Annotated in this window: 27 protein-coding genes and 1 tRNA gene; 10 read left to right on the forward strand and 18 right to left on the reverse strand. The window is 45.7% G+C overall.

The genetic code is table 11. The features are described 5' to 3' along the window. Nucleotides 1–6 precede the first annotated feature (6 nt). Together cyoE and LZT21_RS02640 are read left to right on the forward strand one after the other, a co-directional pair. On the forward strand, nucleotides 7–867 hold the full coding sequence (cyoE, locus tag LZT21_RS02635) for a heme o synthase (RefSeq protein WP_233924499.1): 861 nt from the start codon (nucleotides 7–9) through the stop codon (nucleotides 865–867). 8 nt (nucleotides 868–875) lie between these two features. Beyond that, nucleotides 876–1,475 carry an SCO family protein gene (locus tag LZT21_RS02640; protein ID WP_233924501.1) on the forward strand — a complete coding sequence of 200 codons (600 nt, stop codon included), beginning with the start codon at nucleotides 876–878 and terminating at the stop codon, nucleotides 1,473–1,475. On the opposite strand, the gene rpoH is transcribed toward LZT21_RS02640, so the two are convergent. Both rpoH and ftsY read right to left on the reverse strand, forming a co-directional pair. Beyond that, the gene (gene rpoH, locus LZT21_RS02645; protein ID WP_233934748.1) at nucleotides 1,455–2,384 is read right to left on the reverse strand and encodes an RNA polymerase sigma factor RpoH; all 930 of its coding nucleotides are present in this window, start codon (nucleotides 2,382–2,384) and stop codon (nucleotides 1,455–1,457) included. The two genes, LZT21_RS02640 and rpoH, sit on opposite strands and share 21 nt — an antisense overlap. Nucleotides 2,385–2,474: 90 nt before the next feature. Further along, complete coding sequence (gene ftsY / locus LZT21_RS02650) at nucleotides 2,475–3,365, reverse strand: signal recognition particle-docking protein FtsY (protein WP_233924503.1); 891 nt, start codon at nucleotides 3,363–3,365, stop codon at nucleotides 2,475–2,477. Nucleotides 3,366–3,489: 124 nt separating this feature from the next. Here ftsY and LZT21_RS02655 point away from each other — a divergent pair, with 124 nt between their 5' ends. Genes LZT21_RS02655 through LZT21_RS02675 form a run of 5 tightly spaced genes read left to right on the forward strand, consistent with a single transcriptional unit; the run spans nucleotide 3,490 to nucleotide 7,672 of the window. Further along, the gene (locus tag LZT21_RS02655; protein WP_233989179.1) at nucleotides 3,490–4,848 is read left to right on the forward strand and encodes a pitrilysin family protein; all 1,359 of its coding nucleotides are present in this window, start codon (nucleotides 3,490–3,492) and stop codon (nucleotides 4,846–4,848) included. 5 nt (nucleotides 4,849–4,853) lie between these two features. Then, nucleotides 4,854–6,194: a pitrilysin family protein gene (locus LZT21_RS02660; RefSeq protein ID WP_233989180.1), complete on the forward strand. Its 1,341-nt coding sequence runs from the start codon at nucleotides 4,854–4,856 to the stop codon at nucleotides 6,192–6,194. Nucleotides 6,195–6,223: 29 nt separating this feature from the next. Then, complete coding sequence (rsmD, locus tag LZT21_RS02665) at nucleotides 6,224–6,829, forward strand: 16S rRNA (guanine(966)-N(2))-methyltransferase RsmD (protein ID WP_233934745.1); 606 nt, start codon at nucleotides 6,224–6,226, stop codon at nucleotides 6,827–6,829. Between the two features lie 49 nt (nucleotides 6,830–6,878). Then, complete coding sequence (coaD, locus tag LZT21_RS02670; RefSeq protein WP_233924507.1) at nucleotides 6,879–7,367, forward strand: pantetheine-phosphate adenylyltransferase; 489 nt, start codon at nucleotides 6,879–6,881, stop codon at nucleotides 7,365–7,367. A gap of 14 nt (nucleotides 7,368–7,381) precedes the next feature. After that, nucleotides 7,382–7,672 (forward strand): YfhL family 4Fe-4S dicluster ferredoxin, encoded by a 291-nt coding sequence (locus LZT21_RS02675; protein ID WP_233989181.1) that lies wholly within the window; start codon nucleotides 7,382–7,384, stop codon nucleotides 7,670–7,672. Here LZT21_RS02675 and pth read toward each other — a convergent pair. From pth to LZT21_RS02705, 6 genes are all read right to left on the reverse strand, one after another. Then, nucleotides 7,669–8,259: an aminoacyl-tRNA hydrolase gene (pth, locus tag LZT21_RS02680; RefSeq protein WP_233989182.1), complete on the reverse strand. Its 591-nt coding sequence runs from the start codon at nucleotides 8,257–8,259 to the stop codon at nucleotides 7,669–7,671. The two genes, LZT21_RS02675 and pth, sit on opposite strands and share 4 nt — an antisense overlap. A 96-nt stretch (nucleotides 8,260–8,355) precedes the next feature. Then, a complete protein-coding gene (locus tag LZT21_RS02685; RefSeq protein WP_233989183.1) occupies nucleotides 8,356–9,033 on the reverse strand; it encodes a 50S ribosomal protein L25/general stress protein Ctc in 678 nt (225 codons plus the stop codon). A gap of 125 nt (nucleotides 9,034–9,158) precedes the next feature. Next, nucleotides 9,159–10,112, reverse strand: coding sequence for a ribose-phosphate pyrophosphokinase (locus LZT21_RS02690; RefSeq protein ID WP_233924513.1), 954 nt, complete (start codon nucleotides 10,110–10,112; stop codon nucleotides 9,159–9,161). 32 nt (nucleotides 10,113–10,144) lie between these two features. Beyond that, a tRNA-Gln gene (locus LZT21_RS02695) sits at nucleotides 10,145–10,221 on the reverse strand. Nucleotides 10,222–10,229: 8 nt separating this feature from the next. Beyond that, entirely contained in the window at nucleotides 10,230–11,114 is an 885-nt protein-coding gene (gene ispE / locus LZT21_RS02700) for a 4-(cytidine 5'-diphospho)-2-C-methyl-D-erythritol kinase (RefSeq protein WP_233989184.1), read from the reverse strand. Then, complete coding sequence (locus LZT21_RS02705; protein ID WP_233989185.1) at nucleotides 11,101–12,591, reverse strand: outer membrane lipoprotein LolB; 1,491 nt, start codon at nucleotides 12,589–12,591, stop codon at nucleotides 11,101–11,103. The genes ispE and LZT21_RS02705 overlap by 14 nt, the downstream gene beginning before the upstream one ends. Before the next feature lie 35 nt (nucleotides 12,592–12,626). Here LZT21_RS02705 and mutM point away from each other — a divergent pair, with 35 nt between their 5' ends. Continuing rightward, entirely contained in the window at nucleotides 12,627–13,463 is an 837-nt protein-coding gene (mutM, locus tag LZT21_RS02710; RefSeq protein ID WP_233924516.1) for a bifunctional DNA-formamidopyrimidine glycosylase/DNA-(apurinic or apyrimidinic site) lyase, read from the forward strand. After that, nucleotides 13,448–14,644, forward strand: coding sequence for an A/G-specific adenine glycosylase (gene mutY / locus LZT21_RS02715; protein WP_233989186.1), 1,197 nt, complete (start codon nucleotides 13,448–13,450; stop codon nucleotides 14,642–14,644). Before mutM ends, mutY begins: the two co-directional genes overlap by 16 nt. Here mutY and rapZ read toward each other — a convergent pair. From rapZ to LZT21_RS02760, 9 genes are all read right to left on the reverse strand, one after another. Next, nucleotides 14,592–15,485 (reverse strand): RNase adapter RapZ, encoded by an 894-nt coding sequence (rapZ, locus tag LZT21_RS02720; protein WP_233924518.1) that lies wholly within the window; start codon nucleotides 15,483–15,485, stop codon nucleotides 14,592–14,594. The genes mutY and rapZ overlap by 53 nt on opposite strands. Before the next feature lies 1 nt (nucleotide 15,486). Next, nucleotides 15,487–16,473, reverse strand: a complete 987-nt coding sequence (hprK, locus tag LZT21_RS02725) for an HPr(Ser) kinase/phosphatase (protein WP_233924519.1) — start codon at nucleotides 16,471–16,473, stop codon at nucleotides 15,487–15,489. Nucleotides 16,474–16,476: 3 nt separating this feature from the next. After that, nucleotides 16,477–16,935, reverse strand: coding sequence for a PTS sugar transporter subunit IIA (locus LZT21_RS02730; protein WP_233934737.1), 459 nt, complete (start codon nucleotides 16,933–16,935; stop codon nucleotides 16,477–16,479). Further along, a complete protein-coding gene (hpf, locus tag LZT21_RS02735; protein ID WP_233924522.1) occupies nucleotides 16,932–17,255 on the reverse strand; it encodes a ribosome hibernation-promoting factor, HPF/YfiA family in 324 nt (107 codons plus the stop codon). Before hpf ends, LZT21_RS02730 begins: the two co-directional genes overlap by 4 nt. 97 nt (nucleotides 17,256–17,352) lie before the next feature. Then, nucleotides 17,353–18,120: an LPS export ABC transporter ATP-binding protein gene (gene lptB, locus LZT21_RS02740; protein ID WP_233924523.1), complete on the reverse strand. Its 768-nt coding sequence runs from the start codon at nucleotides 18,118–18,120 to the stop codon at nucleotides 17,353–17,355. Continuing rightward, on the reverse strand, nucleotides 18,117–18,683 hold the full coding sequence (locus tag LZT21_RS02745) for an LptA/OstA family protein (RefSeq protein ID WP_233924524.1): 567 nt from the start codon (nucleotides 18,681–18,683) through the stop codon (nucleotides 18,117–18,119). Before LZT21_RS02745 ends, lptB begins: the two co-directional genes overlap by 4 nt. 1 nt (nucleotide 18,684) lies before the next feature. After that, nucleotides 18,685–19,326 (reverse strand): LPS export ABC transporter periplasmic protein LptC, encoded by a 642-nt coding sequence (gene lptC / locus LZT21_RS02750; RefSeq protein ID WP_233924525.1) that lies wholly within the window; start codon nucleotides 19,324–19,326, stop codon nucleotides 18,685–18,687. A 3-nt stretch (nucleotides 19,327–19,329) separates the two neighbouring features. Next, nucleotides 19,330–19,902: an HAD family hydrolase gene (locus LZT21_RS02755; RefSeq protein ID WP_233924526.1), complete on the reverse strand. Its 573-nt coding sequence runs from the start codon at nucleotides 19,900–19,902 to the stop codon at nucleotides 19,330–19,332. A gap of 37 nt (nucleotides 19,903–19,939) precedes the next feature. After that, nucleotides 19,940–20,932 carry an SIS domain-containing protein gene (locus tag LZT21_RS02760; RefSeq protein WP_233924527.1) on the reverse strand — a complete coding sequence of 331 codons (993 nt, stop codon included), beginning with the start codon at nucleotides 20,930–20,932 and terminating at the stop codon, nucleotides 19,940–19,942. Between the two features lie 11 nt (nucleotides 20,933–20,943). Here LZT21_RS02760 and LZT21_RS02765 point away from each other — a divergent pair, with 11 nt between their 5' ends. Continuing rightward, complete coding sequence (locus tag LZT21_RS02765; protein ID WP_233924528.1) at nucleotides 20,944–22,926, forward strand: monovalent cation:proton antiporter family protein; 1,983 nt, start codon at nucleotides 20,944–20,946, stop codon at nucleotides 22,924–22,926. Between the two features lies 1 nt (nucleotide 22,927). Here LZT21_RS02765 and uvrA read toward each other — a convergent pair whose 3' ends face one another. Continuing rightward, nucleotides 22,928–25,879: an excinuclease ABC subunit UvrA gene (uvrA, locus tag LZT21_RS02770; RefSeq protein WP_233924529.1), complete on the reverse strand. Its 2,952-nt coding sequence runs from the start codon at nucleotides 25,877–25,879 to the stop codon at nucleotides 22,928–22,930. Between the last annotated feature and the right edge of the window lie 23 nt (nucleotides 25,880–25,902).

The following is a 25,902-nucleotide window of genomic DNA, read 5'->3' on the forward strand; positions in this document are numbered from 1 at the left end:
TATAAAATGCCCAAGTGGCGCCAATATTGGGTTTTAACCAAACCTAGGGTGACGCAGTTAGCCGTTTTTTGTGCGGTGATTGGCATGTTTTTAGCAACTCCAGGTATGGTGCCTTACCGCATATTAATTGGCGGCGTAGTTGGCATTTGGTTATTGGCAGGAGCTGCCTTTGCAGTTAATTGCTTAATTGAACAAGTAGTTGATGCCAAAATGCGCCGTACGGCATGGCGCCCCTCTGCCACAGGTGAATTATCCCCTTATCAAATCATTGTCTTTTCAATTTTGCTAGGTTCTTTAGGAATGGTTGTGCTGTGGAATTTCACGAATCCTTTAACCATGTGGCTTACGGTCGCTACTTTTGTGGGTTATGCAGTCATTTACACTTGGCTGTTAAAGCCAGCCACCCCCCAAAATATTGTTATTGGCGGTCTATCCGGTGCAATGCCACCCGCACTGGGGTGGGCCGCAGTAACGAATTCTGTTTCCGCTGAGGCCTGGTTACTCGTATTGATTATTTTTGTTTGGACTCCCCCCCATTTTTGGGCACTTGCGCTGTATCGGCGCGAAGAATATGTACAGTCTGGATTACCAATGCTGCCAGTAACCCATGGCGAACGTTTTACCGTTCTTAATATTTTGTTGTATACCTTGATTCTCCTAGCGGCTACGGTATTGCCTTATTTATATGGCATGAGTGGTTGGGTTTATTTAATTGCGGCGCTCGGATTGGGCGGAATATTTATGGCTTATGCCATAGCGCTATTTGTATCCTATAGTGATGCGCTAGCGAAAAAAACCTTTCGTTATTCGATAACCTATTTAACATTATTATTTGCGGCGTTCCTGGTCGATCACTACATCAATTAAAATTTGTCATGCTTATTTTCTTACGCGCAATAACTCGAATTATTTTATTTTTCTCCTTGGCTTGGGTATTAGCAGCATGCGATTCAAAGCCGACCTTTAAAAATGTCGATATCACGGGTAGTAAGGCATTCGGTACCAATTTCGGCTTAATCGATACTGACGGTAAACTCCGCACACTTGCCGACTTTCAAGGTAAGGCGGTGGTGATGTTTTTTGGTTACACTCACTGCCCTGATGTATGTCCAACGACCTTAATTGAAATGCAAGAAGTGATGAGATTATTGGGTCCGCAAGCGGCTAAAGTGCAAGTGATTTTCGTGACACTTGACCCAGAGCGTGATACGTCTGAGGTATTAAAACAGTATGTACCTGCATTTAATCCAAGCTTTATCGGTTTACGGCCTGCCAATGAAGACGCTTTAAATCGGCTCACCAAAGAATTTAAAATTTACTATAAACGCGTTCCGGGCTTATCCCCAAATACTTACACCATCGATCACACTGCAGGCAGTTATGTCTTTGATCAAAAGGGACAGCTACGGCTTTATATTAAACATGGTCAAGGGCCTGAAGTATTGGCCCAAGATTTAAAGACGATCTTGCAATAGCGTGCGCATTTTTTTTAATGCTGCACCTTCAATTTGACGTACCCGTTCGGCAGAGATGCCATATTCATTTGCAAGCTCATGAAGCGTTTTCGCGCCATTGCCCTCGGCATTAACAGCCAACCAACGCGCTTGCACAATATCCCGACTGCGTTCATCAAGGCCCTGCAAGGCCTTTTCTAGTTTTGGCCCTTGCATGGCATGGGTCTCAGCTTGAGCCATGACGGCAGTGGGTTCATGACGTTCGTCACTAAGCCATTGAATAGGTGCATAAGCTTCATCATCTTTATCGTCGCCATCCAGTGCGACATCGCCACCAGCTAAGCGCATTTCCATTTCTCTGACATCTGCCCCCCGCACGTCAAGGGACTTCGCTAGAGCTTCGATTTCGCTGGGTGACAAGGCATTGAGGGTTGGTTTATTGCTACGTAAATTAAAAAATAATTTACGCTGCGCTTTGGTTGTGGCTAGTTTTACCAAGCGCCAATTTTTCAAAATATATTCGTGGATCTCCGCTTTAATCCAGTAAATGGCATACGATACCAGCCGTGCACCTTGATTAGGATCGTAGCGCTTCACCGCTTTCATCAGCCCCACATTACCTTCCTGAATTAAATCGGCGTGGGGAATACCATAGCCTAAATATTGGCGCGCCACCGAAACCACTAAACGTAGGTGAGATAAGACTAAGCCACGAGCGGCATCCACATTTTCAGTACGACGGTAGTCTTGGGATAAATGCAGTTCTTCAGCAGCGCTTAACATTGGCAAGCGATTAACGTAACTTATATAGGCATCTAATGTGCCAACACCCAGGGTTGGTAAGGTAGAAAAAGCAGCAAAGTTTGAGCCAACCCGAGGTATGGGTTGCAGCGCTTCACTAATCGGCGTGGTACGTTTTTTATAGTTCATCGTTACTTGAATATAGCCTTCAATAATACTCCATTTTAGCACTCTTGGCAAGCGAGTGCTAGCCTGAAAATATCATGATAAGTACTTGATTTAATTGAATAATTCAGCAGCATAGTGAGCAGCGTTAAAGACCACTAGATCGCCAAGGCTTTCGCCTTTACCAAGCCCTAAGAGGCGGGGCTTTTCTGGGCCTTGCAATAAATGGGCTAAGGCACAAATGACCCCGCCTTTAGCCGTTCCATCTAGCTTCGTAATAATTAAATCGCTTAAGCCCAGCGCAGCATGAAAGGCCTTTACCTGGCTAAGCCCATTTTGACCCGTATTGCCATCCAAAATTAAGAGCGTATGGTGCGGTGCCCCAGGTAAGATTTTACCAATGACCCGCTTAATTTTTTTCAGCTCGGCCATGAGGTGATCTTGAGTTGAAAGTCGTCCGGCCGTATCAATCAGCAGAACGTCAGACTGGCGAGAAAGCGCCGCCTGAATTGCATCATGAGCGACTGCGGCTGCGTCTGCGCCATCTTGGGTAATAACATCAACGTGATTACGCAAACCCCACTCCTGTAATTGCTGACGTGCGGCAGCCCGAAAGGTATCGCCAGCCGCCAAGAGAATGGATTTACCTTGGTTTTGAAAGTGATGGCACAGTTTGCCAATGGTGGTGGTTTTTCCAGCGCCGTTAACCCCAACAATTAACCAAACTTCAGGATGAGCAATAGACGACGAAGTGAGTAGGGGATTCGAGTTCGGCTCTAAGGTTTTGAGTAGCTCGGCCACCAATTGAATTAATAAAGCTTGAAGTTCGGCTGTAGAAGCCGTTTTTTGTAATTTAGCTGCGCGTCGAAGAGCGACCATCAGGGCTTCAGTGGTAGGCAAGCCCACATCACTTTGCAGCAAGGCTTCTTCCAGGGCCAAAAACCAAGCTTCATCAGGCTGATTTGCTTTGAATAAAGCGCCAAGGGTTTTACGTAAATCAAACATAATCGATACAATCTAAAAGATGCATCTTATCAATTTAATCTCTTGGATCGTGAATTAATCGATGCGCTACCTAGTATCAAAAATTTATTTAGTCTGCATTTTATTCCTGTTTAGCCCATATTCTGTGGCGCAAGCTACGCCCCCCAGTGTAGAAACCCATGAATTTACCTTGAGTAACGGCTTGCGGCTCATTGTGCGCGAAGACCATCGGGCGCCTACCGTAGCTCATATGGTGTGGTATCGCGCAGGCTCAATGGATGAAGTGAATGGTAAAACCGGCGTGGCCCATGTGCTTGAGCACATGATGTTTAAGGGCACAGATAAGGTCAAGACGGGAGAATTTTCCCGTTTAGTTGCAGCGGTAGGCGGTCGTGAAAATGCGTTTACTTCGCTTGATTACACGGCCTATTTTCAACAAGTTGAACAGTCTAAATTAGCGACCGTCATGCAACTTGAGGCAGATCGCATGAGCAATCTCAATTTTGACGATGCCGAATTTAAAAAAGAAATTCAGGTCATTATGGAAGAAAGGCGTTTGCGAACTGAAGACAATGCCAACGCCATTGTGAACGAGACCTTAATGGCTACTGCTTTTATGAGCTCGCCATACCGTCACCCTGTTATTGGCTGGATGAATGATTTAGAAAACATGCAAGCAGTGGATGCGCGCAATTGGTACACCAATTGGTATGCCCCCAATAATGCCATCGTAGTGATTAGTGGTGATGTAGACCCCGCTAAAGTCCGCGTTTTAGCTGAACAGTATTACGGCCAACATCCCGCAAAAACTTTACCCGTACGTAAGCCTCAAATAGAACCGATACAAATTGGCATTAAAAATGTCCTTGTTCAGGCACCGGCCGATACCCCACAGATTACGATGGCATGGAAAGTGCCCCATTTAGACCCCAGTAAGCCCGACCAAATAGAGCCATTTGCCTTAGAGGTTTTAGGGGGAGTATTAGATGGCTATGACAATGCCCGCTTAACTCGTGCCTTAGTAAAACAACAACGTTTGGCAGATGGCGTGGATGCAAGCTACGAATTGATTTCACGCGGACCGCAGTTATTTCAAATTAGCGCCACTGTAGCAAAAGGAAAAACCATTGCTCAGGTGCAAGTGGGCATTCGACAGGTATTGCAAGAGTTAATTACCCAAGGCGTTACTGAAGCAGAGCTAAAGCGCATTAAAGTACGTATCTTAGCGAATCAAATTTATAAGCGGGACTCGATTTTTGGTCAAGCAATGGAAATTGGCAGCGCAGAAATCGCTGGGGTTTCATGGCGCGAATTAGATAGTTTATTAGCACAGGTTCAAGCGGTTACTTCGGCGCAAGTTCAAGCCGTGGCAAAACGCTACCTCGTGGATGCAGGTTTAACAGTAGCTGTATTAGATCCGCAGGTACGTAAGACTAAATTAGCCAACCCAGTTGGCATGCCAACAGGTAATCTACAAATTGAGAAAAGGGCACAAAGTCAATGAAGTTGATGCTCAAGATCTTCACTCTCATCATCGTGAATGCCCTTATTTTGCTGCCCTGCGCATGGGCAACTCCACCAATTGAAACTCTCACCTTAGCTAACAACGCTCGCGCATACTTAATCCAAACTAAAGGGCTGCCAATCATCGATATTGAAGTCACTATCGACGCCGGCGAGCGTTATGATCCAACCAATAAAAAAGGTTTAGCTGCTCTTACGGCTGGCCTATTAAGCCTTGGTGCACAGAGTGGCAAGAGGACATTGAGTGAGGCTGCAATTGCGGATGAAATAGCCGACTTGGGAGCCAGTTTATCAGTCGCAGCGGGTGGTGAAAGGGCTTCACTGCGCATCCGTAGTCTCAGTCGCGCCGACCTGCGTCAACGGGTGGTTGAATTGGGCGCAACGATTTTGGCGCACCCTAGTTTTGAGCCCAACATTGTTGCGCGCGAAAAGCAACGCTTAATTGCTGCGTTATTAGAGGCAGAAACGAAGCCGGAATTTATTCTGGAGCGGCGTTTTAAAAAAGCAGTCTATCGTGACTATCCGCTCGGATCTTTTGCTACACCCCAGTCGATTGAGAAAATTCAAGTGAGTGATCTCAAACAATTCCATCAACTGTTTTATCGCAGTGATCGCATGACAGTTAATTTGGTTGGCGATCTTAGCCCCCTAGAGGCTACGCAAATTGCTCAGGCGCTGATCTTGCAATTGTCACCCACCGGTTCAGCTATCCCAGCTTTACCACTACTGACTGAATCACCTGTCGAGCCAGCCACGGCAAGAGAAACCCAAATTGCCTTCGATGCGCAACAAACCCATATTGCGTTGGGTATGACGGCAGTGCCGCGCAATGATCCCGATTATTTCCCCCTACTTGTTGGGAACTATGTTTTAGGAGGTGGTGGTTTTGTGTCCCGCCTAATGAATGAAGTACGAGAAAAACGCGGCTTAGCTTATAGCGTGTCTAGTTACTTTATTCCGGGCAAGAGCAATGGTATTTTCCAGGCCGGCTTACAAACGCGTAATGATCAGGCTGCCCTCGCTTTGGAAGTGGTGCGTGAGACGATTGCGCGTTTTATTAGTGAGGGTCCGAGCCCAGCCGATCTAGTAGCAGCTAAAGCAAATTTAAGTAATGGCTTTCCCTTGCGAATTGATAGTAATCGTAAGTTGCTCGACAATCTATCTTCAATCACGTGGAATAATTTACCGCTTGATACCTTGGAAACTTGGACGAAACAGTTGGAATTGGTAACTGTTGAACAAGTACGCCAAGCCTTTCAGAAACATTTAGCAATGAATCGCATGCAAACAGTTGTAGTTGGGGCGAGCGTCACACCCAAAAAATAAGTGCAAGTGACTGATATAAGGCAATCAATTTGATTAAATCGCCCCGCGCCTTACCGCAGCAAATTAGAATTATTGGCGGAGTTTGGCGCAGTCGCCAAATTAAAGTAATTAGCCAAGCTGGCTTGCGCCCCAGTACTGATCGCTTACGCGAAACCTTATTTAATTGGTTGGGCCAAGATTTAAGTGGCTTGCGTTGCCTCGATGTATTTGCGGGCTCGGGCGCTTTAGGATTTGAGGCGGCGTCGCGCAATGCCGCCCTAGTAGAATTAATTGAAAAACACAAAAACACTTTTTTGAATTTGACGCTCAATCTTCAAAATCTGAATAGTTACCCAGCGGCTGGAAAAGTTACATTACTAGAGGCTGATGGTTTACAGTTTTTAAAAGCCCAAACAACAGCATCTTGGGATTTAATTTTCCTTGACCCCCCTTTTCAAGATTCACAACTGCTCTTGGCTGCCGCCAAAGAGGCTGGACGAGTTTGTCAGTCTGGTCCCCAGGGCGCAATATACATCGAGTGCCCAGTAAGTACCGCTAAAGCGAGTCTCATCTCTGGCCTGCAGAATTGGACTTGTGTCAAAGAGTTAGCTATCGGGCAGACCTTAGCATTGCTGTTTCGGGCCACTTCAGGCTAAACTGCGGTCTACTCATAGAGAGTGAAGTAATAATAAAAGAGGGGGAAGTATGGCAGTAGCTGTTTACCCAGGTACCTTTGATCCTTTCACCCGAGGGCATGAAGATTTAGTCCGTCGCGCTTCGAGTATTTTTGGCGAAGTCATTGTCGGGGTTGCTGATAGTCGCAGCAAAAAGCCTTTTTTTAATCTTGAAGAGCGTATTGCCATTGCCAAAGAGGTTTTAAACCACTATAGCAACGTAAAAATAGTCGGCTTTACAGGCCTGTTAAAAGATTTTGCTCGTGAGCATCAAGCACGGGTCATCGTCCGCGGTTTGCGTGCCGTATCCGATTTTGAATACGAGTTTCAAATGGCTGGTATGAATCGCTATTTATTACCCGATGTCGAAACCCTATTTTTAACGCCCTCCGATCAATATCAATTTATATCAGGCACCTTTGTACGAGAAATTGCTTTGATGGGCGGTGACGTCAGTAAGTTTGTTTTTCCTTCGGTAGAAAAATGGTTAGCGAAAAAATTAGCTGAGCAAAAACCATAAAATAAGACTGACCAATGGCATTAATGATTACCGATGACTGCATTAATTGCGATGTTTGCGAGCCAGAATGCCCAAATGATGCCATTTTTATGGGCCTCGAGATCTATGAAATCAATCCCACAAAGTGCACTGAGTGCGTGGGTCATTTTGATGCCCCTCAGTGTCGGCAAGTCTGTCCAGTAGATTGCATTCCGCTCAATCCCACTTTTGTCGAGACCCCAGCAGAACTCTTATTGAAGTATCAGCAATTAAGCGCTGTAGTTACTGCAGTTACTGAGATGAATGCCGAAAAGGTTAAACCTTAGCAGCTTGTATGCAATGCTTGAGTCGCATTTTGCATATCACCGTCAAGTATTAATGGAATTACACCTAGGGCCTGATCTAGCGCAGATTCAAGCAAGACCTGCTCTTCTTTGCGAGGTTTTTTTAAAACATAATCAACCACTTCAATAGGCTTGCGCTCACTAGCAAGGTCGCGTGGATGGCCAATGCCAATGCGTAAGCGCCAAAATTTAGCACTACCTAGATGAGCCTGAATATCTTTAAGCCCATTGTGACCACCCGTACCGCCACCAAACTTCAGGCGCGCCACCCCTGGCTTGAGATCAAGCTCATCATGGACCACTAAAATAGACTCGGCCGCTATTTTGTGAAAATGACAGCATGCGCCAACTGATTGGCCACTTAAATTCATATACGTATTAGGCTCCAGCAGATAGCGTTCAAGCCCCTTGAATTTGGTTTTAGCCACATATCCGAGAAAACGTTTTTCGTACTCTAGGTGAATTTTCAATTGGGCTGCTAAGGATTTGACAAACCAAAAGCCAGCATTATGCCGATCTTTTTCATGCTCCTCGCCTGGGTTGCCCAGACCTATAATTAACTGAATCATGGCGTTAATGTAGCTGAAGCTGGAAAAAATGTCATCGACAGACTTAAAAAAAAAGAAAACCCGCGCTCAGCGGGCTTTCTTGAATGACAATTTACCTTAAGCCTTTGCGTCTTTATCTTTGTCTTTGTCTTTATCTTTCTCTTTAGCCGCATCTGCAGCTGCAGGGGCTGCCTCAGTAGCCACAGCAACGACTGTTTCGGGTTCGGCTTTAACAGTAGGGATACGCGCATTAGCAAGCACAGGATTTTCTTGTTCAATGTGCAAGACCAAGGTTACACCTTTGGGTAAGACCACGTCTTTCGCATGAATTGAATGACCTACTTCAATTTTACTGAGATCAACTTCGATGAACTCAGGTAAGTCTGCTGGCAAGCAGGTAATTTCCAGATCATTAGCAATATGACTAATTACCGCACCACCCAATTTAATTGCGACGGATTCTTCTGCACGCGTAAAGTGCAAGGGAATGCGCATATGAATTTTTTCAGTGGCTGAGACGCGTTGAAAATCAATATGTAAAACAAGTGGTTTGAAGGGATGCATTTGGTAATCGCGGAGCAGGGCTTTTTGAGTCTTTCCCCCAATTTCAATTTCCAAAATAGACGAGTGAAAAGCTTCTTTGCGTAAGGCATGAAATAACGCGTTATGGTCTAGTTCAACCACTTGAGGCGTTTTTTGACCGCCATAAATAATGCCCGGAGTTTTACCGGAGTTGCGTAGGCGGCGGCTCGCACCCGTTCCCTGCACGCTTCTTTCAAAAGCAACGACTTTCATAAGGACTCCCAATGTAGGTTAATTTCCGTTCGCGACCAAACAGAAAAGCCTCAAATTATAGCTTGCTTGGGGTTTGAGAACAATGCTAAGGGCCTGAGTAGACCAAAAATAGCTAAAAGAGCCCTTTATTCAGCAAATAGCGACATCACCGAGTCGCCCTTGCTAATGCGCAGGAGGGTTTCAGCCAAAAGGGGGGCAACACTTAATTGGCGAATTTTCTTAACCTTACTTCCCTCTACAGTCAGGGGAATGGTATCGGTCACAACGACTTCGTCGAGCTCTGAGGCGGCAATTCGAGCCACGGCGCCACCCGACAAAACAGCATGGGTACAGTAAGCAGTAACCCCCTTAGCGCCCCGCTGTTTAAGGGCTTCAGCGGCTTTACAAAGGGTGCCACCAGTATCAATAATGTCGTCCATGATGACGCAGTGGCGGCCTTCAACCTCACCAATTAGGTGCATTACTTCAGAAACATTGGCCTTGGGCCGGCGTTTATCAATAATGGCTAAGTCACAATCTAGTTGTTTGGCCATCGCACGGGCCCGCACCACCCCACCAATATCGGGAGACACCACCAGTAAATCATCGCCTTTTTTGTGTTGCAGGTCGGCTAGTAAAACGGGAGAGGCGTAAATATTATCAACTGGGATATCGAAGAAACCTTGTATTTGATCAGCATGCAGATCCATGGTTAAAACCCGTTCGATGCCCGCTACCGACTGCAGCATATTGGCCACAATACGCGCTGAAATAGCCACCCGAGCCGAACGTGGACGACGGTCTTGGCGGGCATATCCGAAGTAAGGAATCACTGCGGTTATGCGACTGGCAGATGCACGCTTTAGAGCGTCAATCATGACCATTAATTCCATTAAATTATCGTTTGTTGGCGCGCAAGTAGACTGAATTACAACGACATTTTTACCGCGCACATTTTCTTGAATTTCAACCTGAATTTCTCCGTCGGAAAAGCGTCCTACAAAGGCTTTACCGAGGGAGAGACTTAATTCTTGAGCTACTGCATTTGCTAGAGCAGGGTTGGCATTGCCAGTAAATAAGGTCAAGAAGTCGGAGTTCATAGGGGTAGATTTATTTAGGCTATGCAGTTATTTGGCAGGGGAGGAAGGATTCGAACCTTCGCATGCTGGAATCAAAATCCAGTGCCTTAACCAGCTTGGCGACTCCCCTGTAGTGTGTCATTTTGATGAAATCGCATTGTAAGCGGAATTTTGATTTAAACCCCCCACTACCCGTCCAACCCACCCCTGAGGCAGATGAGCACAAAGATCTGCAGCGCGAGATTGGGCATTGGCATCAGGCAGGGCAACATACACGCTGCTGCCAGAGCCCGACATGCGGGGTTTAGAAAAAGGTAGCATCTGTTCAATCCAATCTAAGGCTTGCTGAACTGCGGGGCAAATTTGTACGGCAACCGCCTGACAATCATTGCCCCATTTATTTTTCAATGCGGGAGAAGCTAAATAGTCATTGATTGTAATCGGGGCATGGTTACGGGTCAATTCAGGCGCCTGGAAAATCGTGCTGGTGGCAATCGATGCGCCAGGAAAAATAACTAAATAGCGTGTCGGTGGTAGTTCTATTTCCTGTAATCGTTCCCCAATACCTTCGACAAAAGCATTTTTTCCAAAGAGAAAAAAGGGCACATCAGCCCCCAGTTGGAGACCTAGTTGCATGAGTGTGGGCAAATCTAAATGTAATTTCCATAAATCGTTTAGGCCCAGCAGAACCGCAGCTGCATCTGATGATCCGCCACCTAGCCCAGCACCCACGGGGATATTTTTTTCTAAGGCAATGCTTACTCCCGCTTTAGTGCCACTAAAATTTTTAATGAGTTCAGCCGCCCTGACAACGAGATTGTGTGCCGCATCGATACCAGGTAGTGAGGTAGAAAGATGAACCTGTTGATCATTAGAGAGTTTAAGGGTGATTAAATCGCACCAGTCGATCAATTGAAAAACCGATTGCAAAAGATGATAGCCATCATTGCGGCGGCCTACTATATGTAAAAATAAATTGAGCTTCGCCGGCGCAAAAAGTTGTATTGTCTTAGTTGCTGGCATAGTCAAAAACCAGCCGAACCTCAACGGAGACTAGATTCGTATTGCGAATCATGGTCAGCTTTTCAAGTTTGTTGGGATTTAGCCAATCGTAACTTAAGGTCCACCCATCTTGTTTTATTTGGGTTACCTGTCCGTCACTATTGCGTTCAACACTCGCGCTACTTCCTGGTCTGGCCTGGGCTCGCATCCAGTCAGATAAACCGCGGGCGGGTAAGGCAAGACCCAGTGCATTCAATAATAAAGTATCCGCATCAAACGCTTTGAATATTTCGCCATTGCGCTCAAGCGTAGCTTCGCCAGGGGTAACAGTAATTTTGGCCAGCGCCCCACCAATAGGATTACGAATTTCCAAGACATCGCTTAATTGATTTTGGGTAAGGGTAAAGCCACCCGAGCCTCCTTGATTACGACCTTCTACACTACCTGTTACATTCACTGAGAAGCGTCCATCCCATTGAGCTGATTTAGTTTCATTGTGACTAACCCAATCTGGCTTCAGGCGCGCTAAGGTTTCGCGTAAGGTAGCATTATTCGCATCTAATTTTTCTGCTTGGCGCCACGAGACTTCAGCAGCACTCATTTGTTGCTGGCTCCACTGCACTTCGCCTAAATGGGCAGCAATATCTGCCTCTGGTTTAGTTTGCAGCGCTTGCTGTAATTGCTGGGTTGCTAAAGCCGTATTGCCAAGGCGAAAATTAACCCACCCTAGACTATCTAAAATAAAAGCATCATTAGGAGAAAGTTGATGTGCCTTAGTGATGAGGACAAGCGCTTCGGGTAATTTTTGCTTGCGATCGGCTAAGGAGTAACCCAAGGCATTTAAAGCATTAACATCATTCGGATTTTGGCTCAAAATAATTCGCAAGACCTTTTCCATCACTTCGGGGTGACCTGCTTTATCGGCCGCCATGGAGTAAAGGAAAAGAATTTCTTTGTCTTGCGGTAGCGGATTGACTGCAGAAATAATGCTATAAAAAGCCCGCATGGCATTATCTTCATTAGCAGCCTTAGCAAACAGAGGCATGAGACGCTTAATAGTTGTTTCACGATCAGTCGGTTTTTGACTACGTAACAGAGCAATGGTGGGCTGTACGGCGTCAGGCCAGCGCTGGTTAAGCATAAGCAAGGTCACTAACACTTCTTTTGAGTTGCCTGGTGAGGCCCCCGCTAAACTGTCCCAGCTTTCAGCTGCCTCTAAGGCACTATCAGGAGCGCCCGCAGCCAAAGCAATTTCCATTGCCCGTTGAGCCAAACGGGGGTCGCGGGTTTTGCGCGCTAAGCTTAAGTACGTTTGATACCCCAAGCCAAACTCGCCCCGTTGCACAGCGATTTCAGAGGCCAGTATTTCAAAAATAGCCTGCCCACCATCATTTTCAGCAACTGCTTGAGGGCGCTCATTAAAAGGCTCAGCAAGGACTGGCAGTGCACCACAGCAGTTTAGGCCAAGGGCGAAACTAAGCAATAAAAAAGGTTTCATAACCCCATTCTAATCGCGGAAACTACAATCTATTTATGCCCGAACTACCTGAAGTAGAAGTAACCCGTCTTGGTATCCAAGCCCACCTTGTGGGACGAAGCATCTCTGGCCTCGAAGTGCTTGATGGTCGGCTCCGCTGGCCAGTGATAAAAAATCTGGCTACCATCCTTCGCGGCCAACAAGTTCAAGCGATTGAACGCCGAGGCAAATACTTACTGCTGCGCTTAGATCGGGGTTATTTACTCATCCACTTAGGTATGACAGGTGTATTACGAATTTTGCCCACCCCTGACTTACCTAAACCACATGATCGAGTCATTTTTTATTTGGGCTCTCTCAGTTTGCGTTTACACGATCCCAGAAAATTTGGCGCCGTGATTTGGCATCCAAACAGTAAAGGGCCTGTCGCTTCGAATCCCCTGCTTAGTAAGCTGGGTGTAGAGCCACTGTCAGCAGACTTTGCTGGCGCAGCCGCAGCAGACCTGTTGTACCAAGCTTCGCGGGGTAGAACAATCGCAGTGAAGCAATTTTTGTTGGCTGGACAAGCCGTAGTGGGGGTAGGCAATATTTACTGTTCGGAAAGCCTATTTGAAGCCGGTATTCATCCTGCTAAAGCAGCTGGACGATTAACTCGCCCAAATTGTGTACGTTTAGCTATGGCCATTCGCGCGGTCTTAACGCGGGCCATTAAAGCAGGGGGGAGCTCATTGCGCGATTTTGTTAATAGCGCGGGTGAGCCAGGGCACTTTATGATGCAAACCAAAGTATATGATCGCCGTGATCTGCCCTGTAGGGTATGTCAAACCCCAATTCGTCAAATAGTGCAAAGTCAACGTTCAACCTACTACTGCCCAGTGTGCCAAAAACGCTAAATCGAGATCAGTTTGCAACAGTACTGTTGCGCTGGCATCAACAAGATGGTCGCGCCGGGTTGCCTTGGCAAAATTTACGCGATCCTTACGCTATCTGGGTCTCTGAAATTATGTTGCAACAAACACAAGTCAGCACTGTGCTTGAACGTTATCCTAAGCTCATGCAGCGCTTTCCCACAGTTCAGGCGCTAGCTGCTGCCCCCTTAGATGAAGTATTGGCAGAATGGAGTGGATTGGGTTACTACAGTCGTGCACGTAATTTGCATGCTTGCGCAAAGCAAATAGTGCAGGATTATGGCGGGCAGTTTCCTCGCCAATTAGCGCAATTAGAAAAATTAGCAGGCATTGGTAGGTCAACCGCAGGTGCGATTGCTGCATTTGCATTTAATCTGCGTACGCCAATCTTAGATGCAAATGTGAAGCGGATTTTAGCAAGGTTATTTGGCGTTGCAGGTGCGGTACAAAGCAAGGCAGTTAGCGAGCAATTGTGGCAATTAGCCCAAACGCTCTTGCCACATGAGGCGAAATTCATGCCACGCTATACACAGGCTTTAATGGATTTTGGTGCCACATGGTGTACTGCGCGACAACCGATTTGTTTAAGCCAAAAAAATAGTCAAGAAAAAAAATGTCCATTCGAAAGTAGTTGTATTGCCAAACAACATAATCAAGTACTTGAGTTACCCAAGAAACTAGTCAAGAAAAAATCACCTGCATTTAACTGTGTGATGCTCATCATTCAAGCCCAAGAGCAGATTTTATTGCAACGTCGGCCAACCGAGGGTATCTGGGGTGGCTTATGGTCTTTACCTGAATCGAGTTGGCAAAAAATAACGCTAGATAGTGTTGTGCAGTCGCCAAAAATAAAAAAAAATATTAGCACCAAAAAATTACTGCAAATGATTTTTTCATCAGGCCACGTTGCAGAAAAAGTATTAGACCAATTGATTAAATTAAGTACTAAGCCAGTAGCAGGCTTAGTACTCAAGCATGTGTTTACCCATCGGGTATTGTGGATTCAGTCTTGGCGTATTCAATTGAGCAAGCCCATAGCCATAGCGGGAACAGATTACGCTTGGTTTAGGCTGAACGAACTAGATGCACTTGGCTTGCCGCAAGCAATCCGCCTTATTTTTCAGGATTGGAATCTAATTCGCGATGCCGATAAAGCAAATGAATAGGTAAGGTGCTGACTGCATTTTTTTCTAGGGCTTGGCCCAGTCGATTGATTAAGTAAACCGAGCGATGTTGTCCACCAGTGCAGCCAATGGCAATAGTTAAGTAACTACGACCATCAGCGATGTAATGGGGCAACCAATTTTGCACAAAGCGAATAATGTCATCGGCCATTGCATTGACTTCTGGAATTGCGCTTAAAAAGCGTTTAACTAGTTCATCCCTACCCGTTAAGGGGCGCAGTATTTTGTCGTAGTACGGGTTAGGAAGACAGCGCACATCAAAGACCAGGTCAGCTTCACCAGGCAAGCCTTTTTTAAAGCCAAATGATTCAAGGATGACGGTTAAACCCACTGGTTTATCTTTAATCAAATCTTGAATCCAAGAGCGCAGTGTATGGGCGGGCAGATTGCTGGTATCGATACTATGCGCTTCCTTACTAAGGGGTTCAAGTAGCTTGCGCTCGAGTTCTAGGGCCTCAATTAAGGTGCTTGCTAATGTCTGTTCAGAGTTAGCGCCCGCTTTAACTGAAAGGGGATGGCGGCGTCTGGTCTCAGAAAAACGCTGCACTAAGGTATTCGTATCAGCATTAATAAAAAGGACGCGTACTTGATGGTTAGCTTGTAATTGTTTAAGCAGTTGCGGTAATTGGGCAATCGAATCACCACGACGAGCATCAATGGCAACTGCAACCCGCTCCCTTTTTTCAATTTCTAGGGTCGCAATTAAAGCTTCTAATAAAGATACCGGTAAATTATCAATACAGTCGTAACCAGCATCTTCGAAGGCTCGCAAAGCAACAGATTTACCAGAACCCGAAATACCCGTAATTAGGTGAATTTGCATCTTAAAGTAAACGCCCTTGCAGCTTACTATTTTCTGCGTCAGCGTTCATTTGGCTCCGCTGCCGTTCGATAAATTCTTTGAGGGTATCAATACCGCGTAATTGCAAAATAGTATTGCGCACCGCAGCTTCAACTAAAACAGCTAAATTACGGCCAGCAGCAACCTGAATTTTAACTGTACGAATTGGCACATCGAGTACGTTAATATGCTGAGCGTCAATGGGTAAGCGCTCAAACTCTCCGTCTGAGCGACGCACGAGTTGAACAATTAAACGTAATTTCAGTCGCCGCCGAACCGCTGTTTCGCCAAAAATAGTGCGAATATCGAGCAAACCAAGACCGCGTACCTCCAACAAATCGCGCAAAATAATCGGGCATCGACCTTCGATGTAATCGGGGCCAAGCCTTGAAAAGTCAACGGCATCATCAGCAACTAAACCATGGCCACGGGAAATTAACTCGAGCCCTAATTCGCTTTTACCAAGACCCGATTCACCCATAATTAAGACGCCCAAACCTAGGATATCCATAAAGACACCATGCATGGTAATGCGGGGCGCGCCGATTTTGCTTAAGTAAGTACGCAAATTGTCAATTACTGTTGCAGCAGAAACAGGGGTAGAAAATAGGGGGGTTGAAGAGCGCTGACAATACAGTTGTAGGTCGGGATCGGCCTCTTGACCATCGGCCACAATTACGCATGGGGGGTCTTTTGAAAGCATGCTAGCGAGCTGCATATGCCGTTGTTCTGGTGCTAGAGCAGCATGATAGGCAACTTCTTGAGTACCAAAAATCTGAATGCGACTAGGGTGGATGAGATTTAAGTGACCCACTAAGTCTGAGGAAGCAGAGGCGGCTAAGACAGCCTCGGACGGAAATTTACGCTCAGCACCTTCTAGACCACCAACCCAGGAGAGTTTTAAATCACCCACATTGTCATCAAAAATTTGTTGGGCGCTTAAGCTTTCAAGCAGTAATGACTGCGTCATGATTTAGGTCTTCCAATGGCATAGTAATTGGCACACTTTTTCAGGGTCAATTTCATTTTCTAATGCGACACGTGCCTTTGGGTCAGAGAGTACTTGAGCAATTGCAGAAAGTATTTCGAGGTGCTCTTGAGTAGCTTTTTCTGGCACCAAGAGAAAAACTAAAATACTCACCGGCAATTGATCTGGTGCGGCAAAATCAATTGGCGTTGCCACTTTAATGAAGGCTGCGCAAGGATGCTTAAGGCCTTTGACTCGACCATGGGGAATCGCTACCCCAGCACCTAGGCCAGTGGAGCCTAGTTGTTCGCGCGCATTCAAAAAACTACAGACTGTGTCAGCTGAAATGGGCTTGAGTTGTTCAGCAAATAAAGCGGCAGCAGCTGCAAATACCTCGCTCTTATTTTTAGCGGGGCTGTTAAGCGCAATACAGTTTGTAGTAAATAGGGGGCTGAGAACATTCATTCAAAAGGCTTTTCGTGCTGGTAGTCTTGGTGCTTTTCTTTATATTTCATTACTTGTCGTTCTAATTTGTCCACCACATTATCCATCGCATGGTATAGATCTTCGTGATGTGCTTGAGCAAACAGTTCTTTCCCTTTCAGATGCAACGTGATTTCAGCAGTTTGGCGCAGATTTTTCTCTTTAGCATTATCAATCATTAAAAATGCTGAGGCATCAATTACCTGATCAAAGTGCTTGAGAATTTTTTGCACTCCATTTTCAAGATGCATCCGAATTCCAGGTGTAATTTCAAGATGACGACTATTAATTTTTAGATTCATGAGCAAGTCCTCGATTATTTAAAGTCGGTTGTTGTCGCGACGAAACTCTAGGTTAGCAGTGATTCGAAGCAATTCCAAGGGTTTTACAATTTTTTCATTACATGCGGAAATTTTCACCCAAATAGACCCGCCTAACGGCATCGTTTTGAATAATCTCATCGGGCTTACCGGCTGCCAAGACGCTACCCTCACTAATAATATAAGCATGGTCGCAAATACCAAGGGTTTCACGCACGTTATGATCGGTAATCAGAACACCAATTTGGCGGTCTCTTAGAAAGCGCACAATGCGCTGAATTTCTCCAACCGCAATAGGGTCTACCCCAGCAAATGGTTCATCGAGCAAAATAAACTTTGGCTGAGAGGCGAGGGCGCGCGCAATTTCAACTCGTCTGCGTTCACCGCCTGAAAGCGATAAAGCCGGGTTGTCGCGTAAATGGCTTATCTGGAGCTCATCCAGTAATTCATCGAGGCGCTGGCGAATTTCTTTTTTACCGAGCGCTTTGCCCCCTTGAACTTGCAGTTCAAGAACCGCTTGAATATTTTCGGCCACTGTTAGTTTGCGAAAAACGGAAGCCTCTTGCGGCAAATACGATAAGCCCATTCGCGCCCTCTCATGAATAGGTAAATGACTAATTTCCTTGCCATTAAGCTGAATCGTGCCACCATCAAATGGTACTAATCCGACAATCATATAAAAGGAAGTCGTTTTGCCGGCGCCATTGGGGCCAAGTAAACCGACCACCTCACCGCTTTTAACTTCAATAGTGACATCGCGTACAACTGCCCGTGAACCATATTTTTTTTGTAAATGCTGCGCTATCAGAATGGCTGGCAGATTACTAGCGGGAGAAGGGGATTTCATTTGCTCGGAGTCTTACGGCGTGGCGACAAAATAGCCCGCGCTAGGGGGGGTGAGCTTAGCAGGGAAGCATCTGTAGTAGGGGGAATCACTAGATAGCGTTGCTGTTGATCATCGTACTGAATTTTCCAGCCAGATAAGTTATCAAGGGTTTGCATATTTAATAAACGCTTAAAGTTTGCCTCACCAATTAAGGTTAATACTTCATTTTTATTATCGTACAAAATTTCTTTACCACGTCCCTGCATAAATTCTTCTGCAGGGCCTTCACGTCGCTCGCGAATGCTGGCAACAAGCTCAGGCGTACCTTGAATTTGAATTGCTTGATAGCCCTCGGGGTCGATTTGAATCACACTATCTGCACCTGTAATCACAATACTGCCTTTAACCAACAAAATATCGCCTTTTAAGATGTAACGTTGGTCTACATCATCTACAGATACCGAATCAGCATTAAGAATTAAGGCTTTATCTCGATCCGCTTTTTCTGCGATCGCAAATGAAGAAAAAAAACCGTAGCAAAGACTTAGCAGGATGAAAAAAACACCATATTGTTTATTTCTCATTTCAGCGTTGACCCTGCTGTTCTCGCTCAATACGACCTTGTACTTTGCCAAATAAAGTCATGGTTTGAGTCACATTATTAAAGCTGCCTCCTTCATTTGAAGTCAAAATGGAGAGACCTTGCTCAAGGGTTAAGGGATAGCGAGTGTTAATCAGATCTTCATTAATGAGCACTTGAAAATAATTAGATAGCGCAATCATTTGCGATGCCGCTTTTTGAGTTTCGAGGGCGGGTTGAGCAGGACGAAAAATTTCTGCGTTTCCAGACAAATCGAGGATCGAAATATCGCCATCTAAGTGACCCACATTCGCTTGCACGGTAACTGGTACTTTTGGGGGTTGAAAGGAACGCATGCGTGGCGCCGTAATATCAATGGTGGCATCGTCTTCATAGTGAATTAATTGTTTACCGATGACCCGATTTTTTGTTTCGCCTAATTCATTTAAGGTTGAGAGCGCGCCATTGGTAATAGTGTAATCAGGCACATGCAAACGCGCTGGAGCGCTAGCAGGTAGCGTAACGGGGCTATTTTTTTCAACTAACCAATAGGTTGCGAGGGTCAGGCCTAACATTAATACCAGCGGCGTGAGGCCCAACAGCGTGCGCAAAATACCCATTTTGACCCGCTGTAAATTCCATTCCATCATCTACTTACCAGCCTTCTTTAGCAGGGCTTCGTAGCGATTTTGGGCTTGTAAAATGAGATCACATAGCTCCCGTACAGCGCCATAACCGCCGGCTCGTTCAGTAATTAAATGGGCCTGTTGTTTAACGCCAGCATGGGCCGAGGCTGGGCAAGCAATCAGGCCTGCCTGATGCATCATTGGCAAATCAGGCCAATCGTCACCCATTACTGCTATATGATCGCGTTCGAGATTGAGCGTGGTTAATAGTTGCTCGAGGGCGATAGTTTTTTGAGTTACACCCATAAAAAGATGGGCGATACCGAGCTCAGCACAACGAGCGCTCACAATGGGAGAGCTTCTGCCAGTAATTACTGCACAGGGAATACCGCATTGTTGTAATAGCTTAATTCCCAACCCATCTTGAATATCAAAAGCTTTGGCTATTTCTTGGCCATCGGCTCCTAAATAAATTTGCCCATTCGTAAGCACGCCATCCACATCTAATACGAGTAGTTTGATGTGCGTCGCCCGCTCCCAAGCTTGGGGAAAGCGACTCAATGCATTGCTAACCGGCGTATTAAAAGCGTTAGACATAAATAGAAAAAAATTCAATTACCCTGATCACGGCGGCTTAAATTACCTTTGCAGCAAATAAATCATGCAAATTAAGCGCACCCAATAAACTGCCATCTGGGGCAGTCACCACCAAATGATTAATGCGAAATTTTTCCATCATCTCAATGGCCTCTTCTGCTAAAAGCTCAGGGGGGATGGTATGGGGTTGATTGGTAATCGCGGCTTGCAAAGAAATACCGCTTAAGTCGATTGACTTTTCAAGTAAACGACGCACATCACCATCGGTAAAAATACCAACAATTTTTTGTTGGTGATTCAAGACAATAACCATACCCATTTGTTTAGCGCTCATCTCGAGTAAGGCTTCTGGCAGAGTGGCATCAATGTTAATTTGGGGAGTTTGATTCAGGGGTCGCATGACTTCGCTAACATAGCTAAATTGTTTTCTGCCTAAGCGCCCACCAGGATGGGAGCGAATAAATTCTTCCGCTTGAAAACCCTTAATATCAAGTAAAGCTACAGCTAGGGCGTCCCCCATTGCTAAAGCTGCCGTTGTACTGCTGGTAGGCGCTAAATTGAGAGGGCAGGCTTCTTTTGCTACGCTCGTATCTAAATGTGCATCAGCCAACTGTGCTAATGAGGAATTCGGGGCGCCGGTGAGGGCAATGAGTTTTGCCCCAGTGCGTTTAATGATGGGCAGAATCGTAAGCAATTCATTCGTTTCGCCGGAATTAGATAGCGCTACAAAAACATCATCGCGGGTCACCATTCCTAAATCGCCATGGCTAGCTTCAGCAGGGTGCACAAAAAAAGCGGGTGAACCGGTAGAGGCAAAGGTAGCTGCAATTTTACGGGCAATATGACCCGATTTCCCAATACCCGAGACCACAATGCGTCCCTTACAGTCGTGTAGCAATTCAACTGCTCGAATGAGGGTTTCAGCATTTGCGCCTTCTAGGCGGTCGCGCATGGCCTGCAAGGCTTCGGCTTCGATGGTGAGGGTATCACGGGCCAGCATTAGGGTTCGGTCACGGGTCTTCGCTATCATGGGATCAGTATATGCCGTCAGTCCTTCAATTAACGCTCATTTTGTTAGGCTCTGGAGTAGCCGGGGTCCTTATTTTCCGCTATTTTGGTTTACCACCAATTTTGGGCTATTTATCCATTGGTATTTTAATTGGTCCCAATGCCTTGGCAGTGGCCAATGATTCGGCAACGGTAAAGTATTTAGCCGAGTTTGGCGTGGTTTTTTTGATGTTTTCCATTGGACTGGAATTTAATTTACATAAATTAAAGGCCATGCGGACGATCGTTTTTGGCTTGGGTGGCAGTCAAGTCATTATGACGATGCTCTTGGCCGTGCCGGCGAGCTTCTTAATCAGTTCGTTTTATCCCTTATCTTGGCATGCTTCAATTGCGCTTGGTGGCGCATTAGCGATGTCTTCGACCGCTATTGTGACTAAATTACTAGCCGACCGTGCAGAGTTAGAAATGGAGCATGGCCGCAATGTGATTGGCATTTTATTGTTTCAAGATTTGGCAGTGGTTTTTCTCTTAATTTTATTACCATCGCTGGGTAAAAACCCCCATGACTTATTCGAAGCATTATCGCTAACCGCAATCAAGCTAACAATAGCGTTAGTGTTGATCTTTTTTATTGGCCAAACTCTAATGAGTCGCTGGTTTAAATTAGTGGCGCGTTTACGTTCGCAAGAACTGTTTATGCTCAATTTACTTTTAATTGTTTTGGGAATGTCAGCGTTAACAGCCTATTTTGGTTTGTCATTAGCCTTAGGCGCTTTTTTAGCGGGAATGTTAATTTCAGAAACACCCTATCGTCACCAAGTTGAAGATGATATTAAGCCATTTCGCGATGTTCTTTTAGGCCTATTTTTTATTTCTATTGGGATGTTATTAGATTTGCAAGTGCTGGTTGCTCAGTGGCATCTGGTATTGCTTTTATTGATAGCCCCCTTAGCTTTGAAGTTTATAGTGATTACTGTTTTAGCGCGCCTGTATGGTTCCAGCCCTGGGGTTGCCATCCGCACGGGTTTATGTTTGGCGCAGGCGGGAGAATTTGGCTTTGTGTTACTAACTCAAATTGACGGCTTAGATTTAATTGACCCGCTACTGAGTCAAGCGGTGCTGGCGGCGATGCTGTTGTCAATGCTAGGGGCGCCTTTTTTAATTCAATTTAGTGAGCGGCTTGCAATGCGCTTTGCGAGTACAGAGTGGCTTTTGCAGTCGCTTGCCATCACGCGTGTAGCTGCACAAAGTATGCGCAATGATCAACATGTGCTTATTTGTGGTTTTGGGCGCTCGGGCCAAAGTTTGGCACGTTTATTGGATCAGGAAAAAATTCCTTATCTGGCCTTAGATCTCGATCCCGATCGTATTGCCGAAGCTGTATCAGCTGGAGATCGAGTGGTCTATGGAGATGCGAGCCGTGAAAACTATTTAGTTGCAGCAGGTTTAGTAAGGGCAAAGGCTGTGGTAATTACCTTCGCCGATACGATAGCGAGTTTAAAGGTACTGCATCAGGTTGAAAAACTGCGGCCTGGAATGACAGTCTTAGTTCGCACTACCGACGATGCGGATTTGGGAAAATTACAAGCCGCAGGAGCCACTGAAGTAATCCCCGAGTTAATCGAGGGCAGCCTCATGTTAGCTTCACATGTCTTACTCATTATGGGGGTGCCAATGCGCAAGGTGGTTAGAACAATTACGGCAGCTCGTGAAGCGCGTTATAGCTTATTGCGGGGATATTTTCGGGGTTCTACCGACGAGGATTTTAGTGAAAACGAAGCTTGGCGCTTACATACCGTCACGCTGATGCCCGGCGCACTGAGTATAGGCAAGACTTTGGCAGAGCTACATTTTGAGTTAGATGGCATTACAGTGCAAGCAGTCAGACGGAAGCTGATGGGCGCTGATTACACCAAGCTAGACCTCAAGCCTGACTTACACTTACAAGCGAACGATATTTTAGTTTTATCGGGTAATTCTGAAGCGCTTGAAATAGCCGAAGCTAAGCTTATTTAGACTACTTAATGGCTTCGGCAAAGGTCTCAACTGCCGCTTTAGATTTATTCTTGTTAAGCGGCGCAGTCTTACGCGGTGTTTTGGGTTCTTGGCCTTTTTTTAATAAAGGCGCTAAATATTGACCTGTAAAGCTGGCCGCGTTTTGGGCTACCTCTTCAGGTGTGCCCGACGCAATAATTTGTCCACCGCCTGCCCCGCCTTTAGGACCTAAATCAATAATCCAATCAGCGGTTTTAATCACATCTAAATTGTGTTCTATTACCACGATGGTATTTCCCTGTTTTTTTAGCGTATGAATGACCGTCAGTAATAGTTGGATGTCATGAAAATGAAGTCCCGTAGTGGGCTCATCTAAAATATAAAGTGTTCTGCCCGTATCCCGCTTGGAAAGCTCAAGTGACAATTTGACGCGTTGTGCTTCTCCGCCCGATAAAGTGGTAGCACTTTGACCTAGCTTTACATAACCTAAACCAACATCGAGCAAGGTTTTTAATTTACGCTTAACTACAGGAACAGCGGCAAAAAATTCATGGGCTTGTTCAATTGTCATTGACAGTACCTCATGAATATTTTTGCCTTTATAGCGAATATCTAGGGTCTCGCGGTTATAACGCTTACCATGACAAACGTCGCAGGGCACATAGACATCGGGTAAAAAATGCATTTCTACTTTTAAAACGCCATCACCCTCGCAAGTTTCGCAGCGTCCACCTTTCACATTAAAAGAAAAGCGACCTGCTTCATAGCCGCGCTCACGGGCCGCAGGCACCCCAGCAAACAACTCTCGAATGGGGGTGAAAAGACCAGTATAGGTAGCAGGGTTAGAACGCGGAGTTCGCCCAATGGGCGATTGATCAACGCTAATAACTTTATCAAAATGATCTAGCCCTTCAATGCCATCATGGGCTGCAGGCTCTGCACTTGAGCCATATAAATGCTGCGCAACTGCGAAGTGCAAGGTATCGTTAATCAGGGTTGATTTACCAGAGCCCGATACTCCGGTAACACAAGTCATCAAACCTATTGGAATAGAAGCATTAACCGCTTGTAGGTTGTTACCGCGAGCACCTAAAATGGTGAGAAAGCGCTCGCCTACTGGAATGCGTTTATCTGGTACCTCGATGCGTTCACGCCCGGCTAAATAATCGCCAGTTAGCGAAGCGGGATTATTTTCAACATCAGTTGGGGTACCAATTGCCACGACTTGCCCGCCATGCACCCCAGCGCCTGGACCAATATCAATAACATAGTCAGCTGAGCGAATCATATCTTCATCATGCTCAACCACTAAAACACTATTACCTAAATCACGCAAATGCTTCAAGGTGGTAATTAAACGATCGTTATCACGTTGATGCAAACCAATGGAAGGTTCATCTAGTACATACATTACCCCAGTCAAGCCAGAACCAATTTGTGAAGCCAAACGAATTCGCTGAGCCTCTCCGCCAGACAGCGTATCAGCGCTGCGCTCAAGCGAAAGGTAGTCGAGTCCTACATCATTTAAGAAGCGTAAGCGGGAGCCAATTTCTTTAACAATTTTGTCAGCAATTTCTTTTTTAGCGCCTTTGAGTGCTAGGTTTTCAAAATAGTCTTTAGCTTCGCGAAGTGGCAGGGCACTAATTTCATAAATTGCGCGCGCTTGTTGCCCATCACCCACTTTCACAAAGCGTGCTTCACGACGTAAGCGAGTGCCATTGCAATCGGGACAAGAGCATATATTTTGATAGCGCGCAAGCTCTTCACGCACGGTCATTGAATCGGTTTCGCGATAGCGTCTTTCAAAGTTTGCCACAATTCCCTCAAAGGCATGTTCGCGCACACTTAACTTGCCGCGTTCATTTAAATATTCAAAGGGAATTTGAATTTCTCCGGAACCAAATAAAATCAGCTCTTGGGCTTTTTTAGGCAAATTTTCAAACGGTTTTTCAAGATCAAAGTTTGCATGCTTAGCGAGGGCTTGTAACAGTTTGAAATAAAATTGATTCCGACGGTCCCACCCTTTAATTGCACCCGATGCCAGCGATAAATCAGGATGTGCCACAATTCTTTTAGGATCAAAAAAGGAAATATGGCCGAGGCCGTCACAGGTAGGGCATGCCCCCATAGGATTATTAAAGGAGAATAAACGCGGCTCCAATTCTTGTAACGAGTAGGCGCAAATCGGGCAGGCAAATTTACTGGAAAAAATAGTTGTTTCACCCGTATCCATATTCACGACCATCGCTTTACCCTCAGCTAAGCGCAAGGCCGTTTCAAAAGATTCCGCTAGACGTTGCTGAATATCAGGGCGAACTTTAATTCGATCAACGACAACTTCAATTGAATGTTTGTCATGCTTTTTTAACTTAGGCAGTAGATCAACTTCAAAAATTTCCGCTTTGGCCGTATTGGTCGTGCCACCACCAGAGCGAACCCGAAAACGTACAAAACCTTGGGCCTGTAAGTCTTGAAACAGATCAACAAATTCACCTTTACGTTCGCTCACGACGGGCGCTAAGATCATTAACTTGGTATCTTCCGGCATGGCTAAAACGGTATCAACCATTTGCGAAACACTTTGGGCGGCAAGCGCTAAATTGTGATCAGGACAATGGGGCGTGCCAGCACGGGCAAACAAGAGGCGGAGGTAATCATGAATTTCAGTTACGGTACCCACGGTAGAGCGGGGGTTATGGCTAGTGGCTTTTTGCTCAATTGAAATTGCTGGCGATAAGCCCTCAATGACATCAACGTCTGGTTTTTCCATTAACTGTAAAAATTGCCGCGCATAGGCCGATAGCGACTCGACATAGCGGCGCTGACCTTCGGCATAAAGCGTATCAAATGCCAGTGAGCTTTTGCCCGAGCCAGACAAGCCAGTAAGGACTACCAGTTTTTCTCGGGGTATATCCAGGTTGATATTTTTGAGGTTGTGCGTGCGTGCGCCGCGGATCTTGATTTCAGTATTCATGTTTTTTTAGCGTAACTTGTTAA

It is taken from the genome of Polynucleobacter sp. IMCC 30228 (assembly GCF_021395205.1).
GTDB lineage: Bacteria > Pseudomonadota > Gammaproteobacteria > Burkholderiales > Burkholderiaceae > Polynucleobacter.

Excerpts from the sequence above, each read along its gene's own strand:
- cyoE (WP_233924499.1), top strand. The coding sequence starts at position 7 with ATGCCCAAGTGGCGCCAATATTGGGTTTTAACCAAACCTAGGGTGACG.
- LZT21_RS02640 (WP_233924501.1), top strand. The coding sequence starts at position 876 with ATGCTTATTTTCTTACGCGCAATAACTCGAATTATTTTATTTTTCTCC.
- rpoH (WP_233934748.1), bottom strand. The coding sequence starts at position 2,384 with ATGAACTATAAAAAACGTACCACGCCGATTAGTGAAGCGCTGCAACCC.
- ftsY (WP_233924503.1), bottom strand. The coding sequence starts at position 3,365 with ATGTTTGATTTACGTAAAACCCTTGGCGCTTTATTCAAAGCAAATCAG.
- LZT21_RS02660 (WP_233989180.1), top strand. The coding sequence starts at position 4,854 with ATGCTCAAGATCTTCACTCTCATCATCGTGAATGCCCTTATTTTGCTG.
- coaD (WP_233924507.1), top strand. The coding sequence starts at position 6,879 with ATGGCAGTAGCTGTTTACCCAGGTACCTTTGATCCTTTCACCCGAGGG.
- LZT21_RS02675 (WP_233989181.1), top strand. The coding sequence starts at position 7,382 with ATGGCATTAATGATTACCGATGACTGCATTAATTGCGATGTTTGCGAG.
- pth (WP_233989182.1), bottom strand. The coding sequence starts at position 8,259 with ATGATTCAGTTAATTATAGGTCTGGGCAACCCAGGCGAGGAGCATGAA.
- LZT21_RS02685 (WP_233989183.1), bottom strand. The coding sequence starts at position 9,033 with ATGAAAGTCGTTGCTTTTGAAAGAAGCGTGCAGGGAACGGGTGCGAGC.
- LZT21_RS02690 (WP_233924513.1), bottom strand. The coding sequence starts at position 10,112 with ATGAACTCCGACTTCTTGACCTTATTTACTGGCAATGCCAACCCTGCT.
- ispE (WP_233989184.1), bottom strand. The coding sequence starts at position 11,114 with ATGCCAGCAACTAAGACAATACAACTTTTTGCGCCGGCGAAGCTCAAT.
- LZT21_RS02705 (WP_233989185.1), bottom strand. The coding sequence starts at position 12,591 with ATGAAACCTTTTTTATTGCTTAGTTTCGCCCTTGGCCTAAACTGCTGT.
- mutM (WP_233924516.1), top strand. The coding sequence starts at position 12,627 with ATGCCCGAACTACCTGAAGTAGAAGTAACCCGTCTTGGTATCCAAGCC.
- rapZ (WP_233924518.1), bottom strand. The coding sequence starts at position 15,485 with ATGCAAATTCACCTAATTACGGGTATTTCGGGTTCTGGTAAATCTGTT.
- hprK (WP_233924519.1), bottom strand. The coding sequence starts at position 16,473 with ATGACGCAGTCATTACTGCTTGAAAGCTTAAGCGCCCAACAAATTTTT.
- LZT21_RS02730 (WP_233934737.1), bottom strand. The coding sequence starts at position 16,935 with ATGAATGTTCTCAGCCCCCTATTTACTACAAACTGTATTGCGCTTAAC.
- hpf (WP_233924522.1), bottom strand. The coding sequence starts at position 17,255 with ATGAATCTAAAAATTAATAGTCGTCATCTTGAAATTACACCTGGAATT.
- lptB (WP_233924523.1), bottom strand. The coding sequence starts at position 18,120 with ATGAAATCCCCTTCTCCCGCTAGTAATCTGCCAGCCATTCTGATAGCG.
- LZT21_RS02745 (WP_233924524.1), bottom strand. The coding sequence starts at position 18,683 with ATGAGAAATAAACAATATGGTGTTTTTTTCATCCTGCTAAGTCTTTGC.
- lptC (WP_233924525.1), bottom strand. The coding sequence starts at position 19,326 with ATGGAATGGAATTTACAGCGGGTCAAAATGGGTATTTTGCGCACGCTG.
- LZT21_RS02755 (WP_233924526.1), bottom strand. The coding sequence starts at position 19,902 with ATGTCTAACGCTTTTAATACGCCGGTTAGCAATGCATTGAGTCGCTTT.
- LZT21_RS02760 (WP_233924527.1), bottom strand. The coding sequence starts at position 20,932 with ATGATAGCGAAGACCCGTGACCGAACCCTAATGCTGGCCCGTGATACC.
- LZT21_RS02765 (WP_233924528.1), top strand. The coding sequence starts at position 20,944 with ATGCCGTCAGTCCTTCAATTAACGCTCATTTTGTTAGGCTCTGGAGTA.
- uvrA (WP_233924529.1), bottom strand. The coding sequence starts at position 25,879 with ATGAATACTGAAATCAAGATCCGCGGCGCACGCACGCACAACCTCAAA.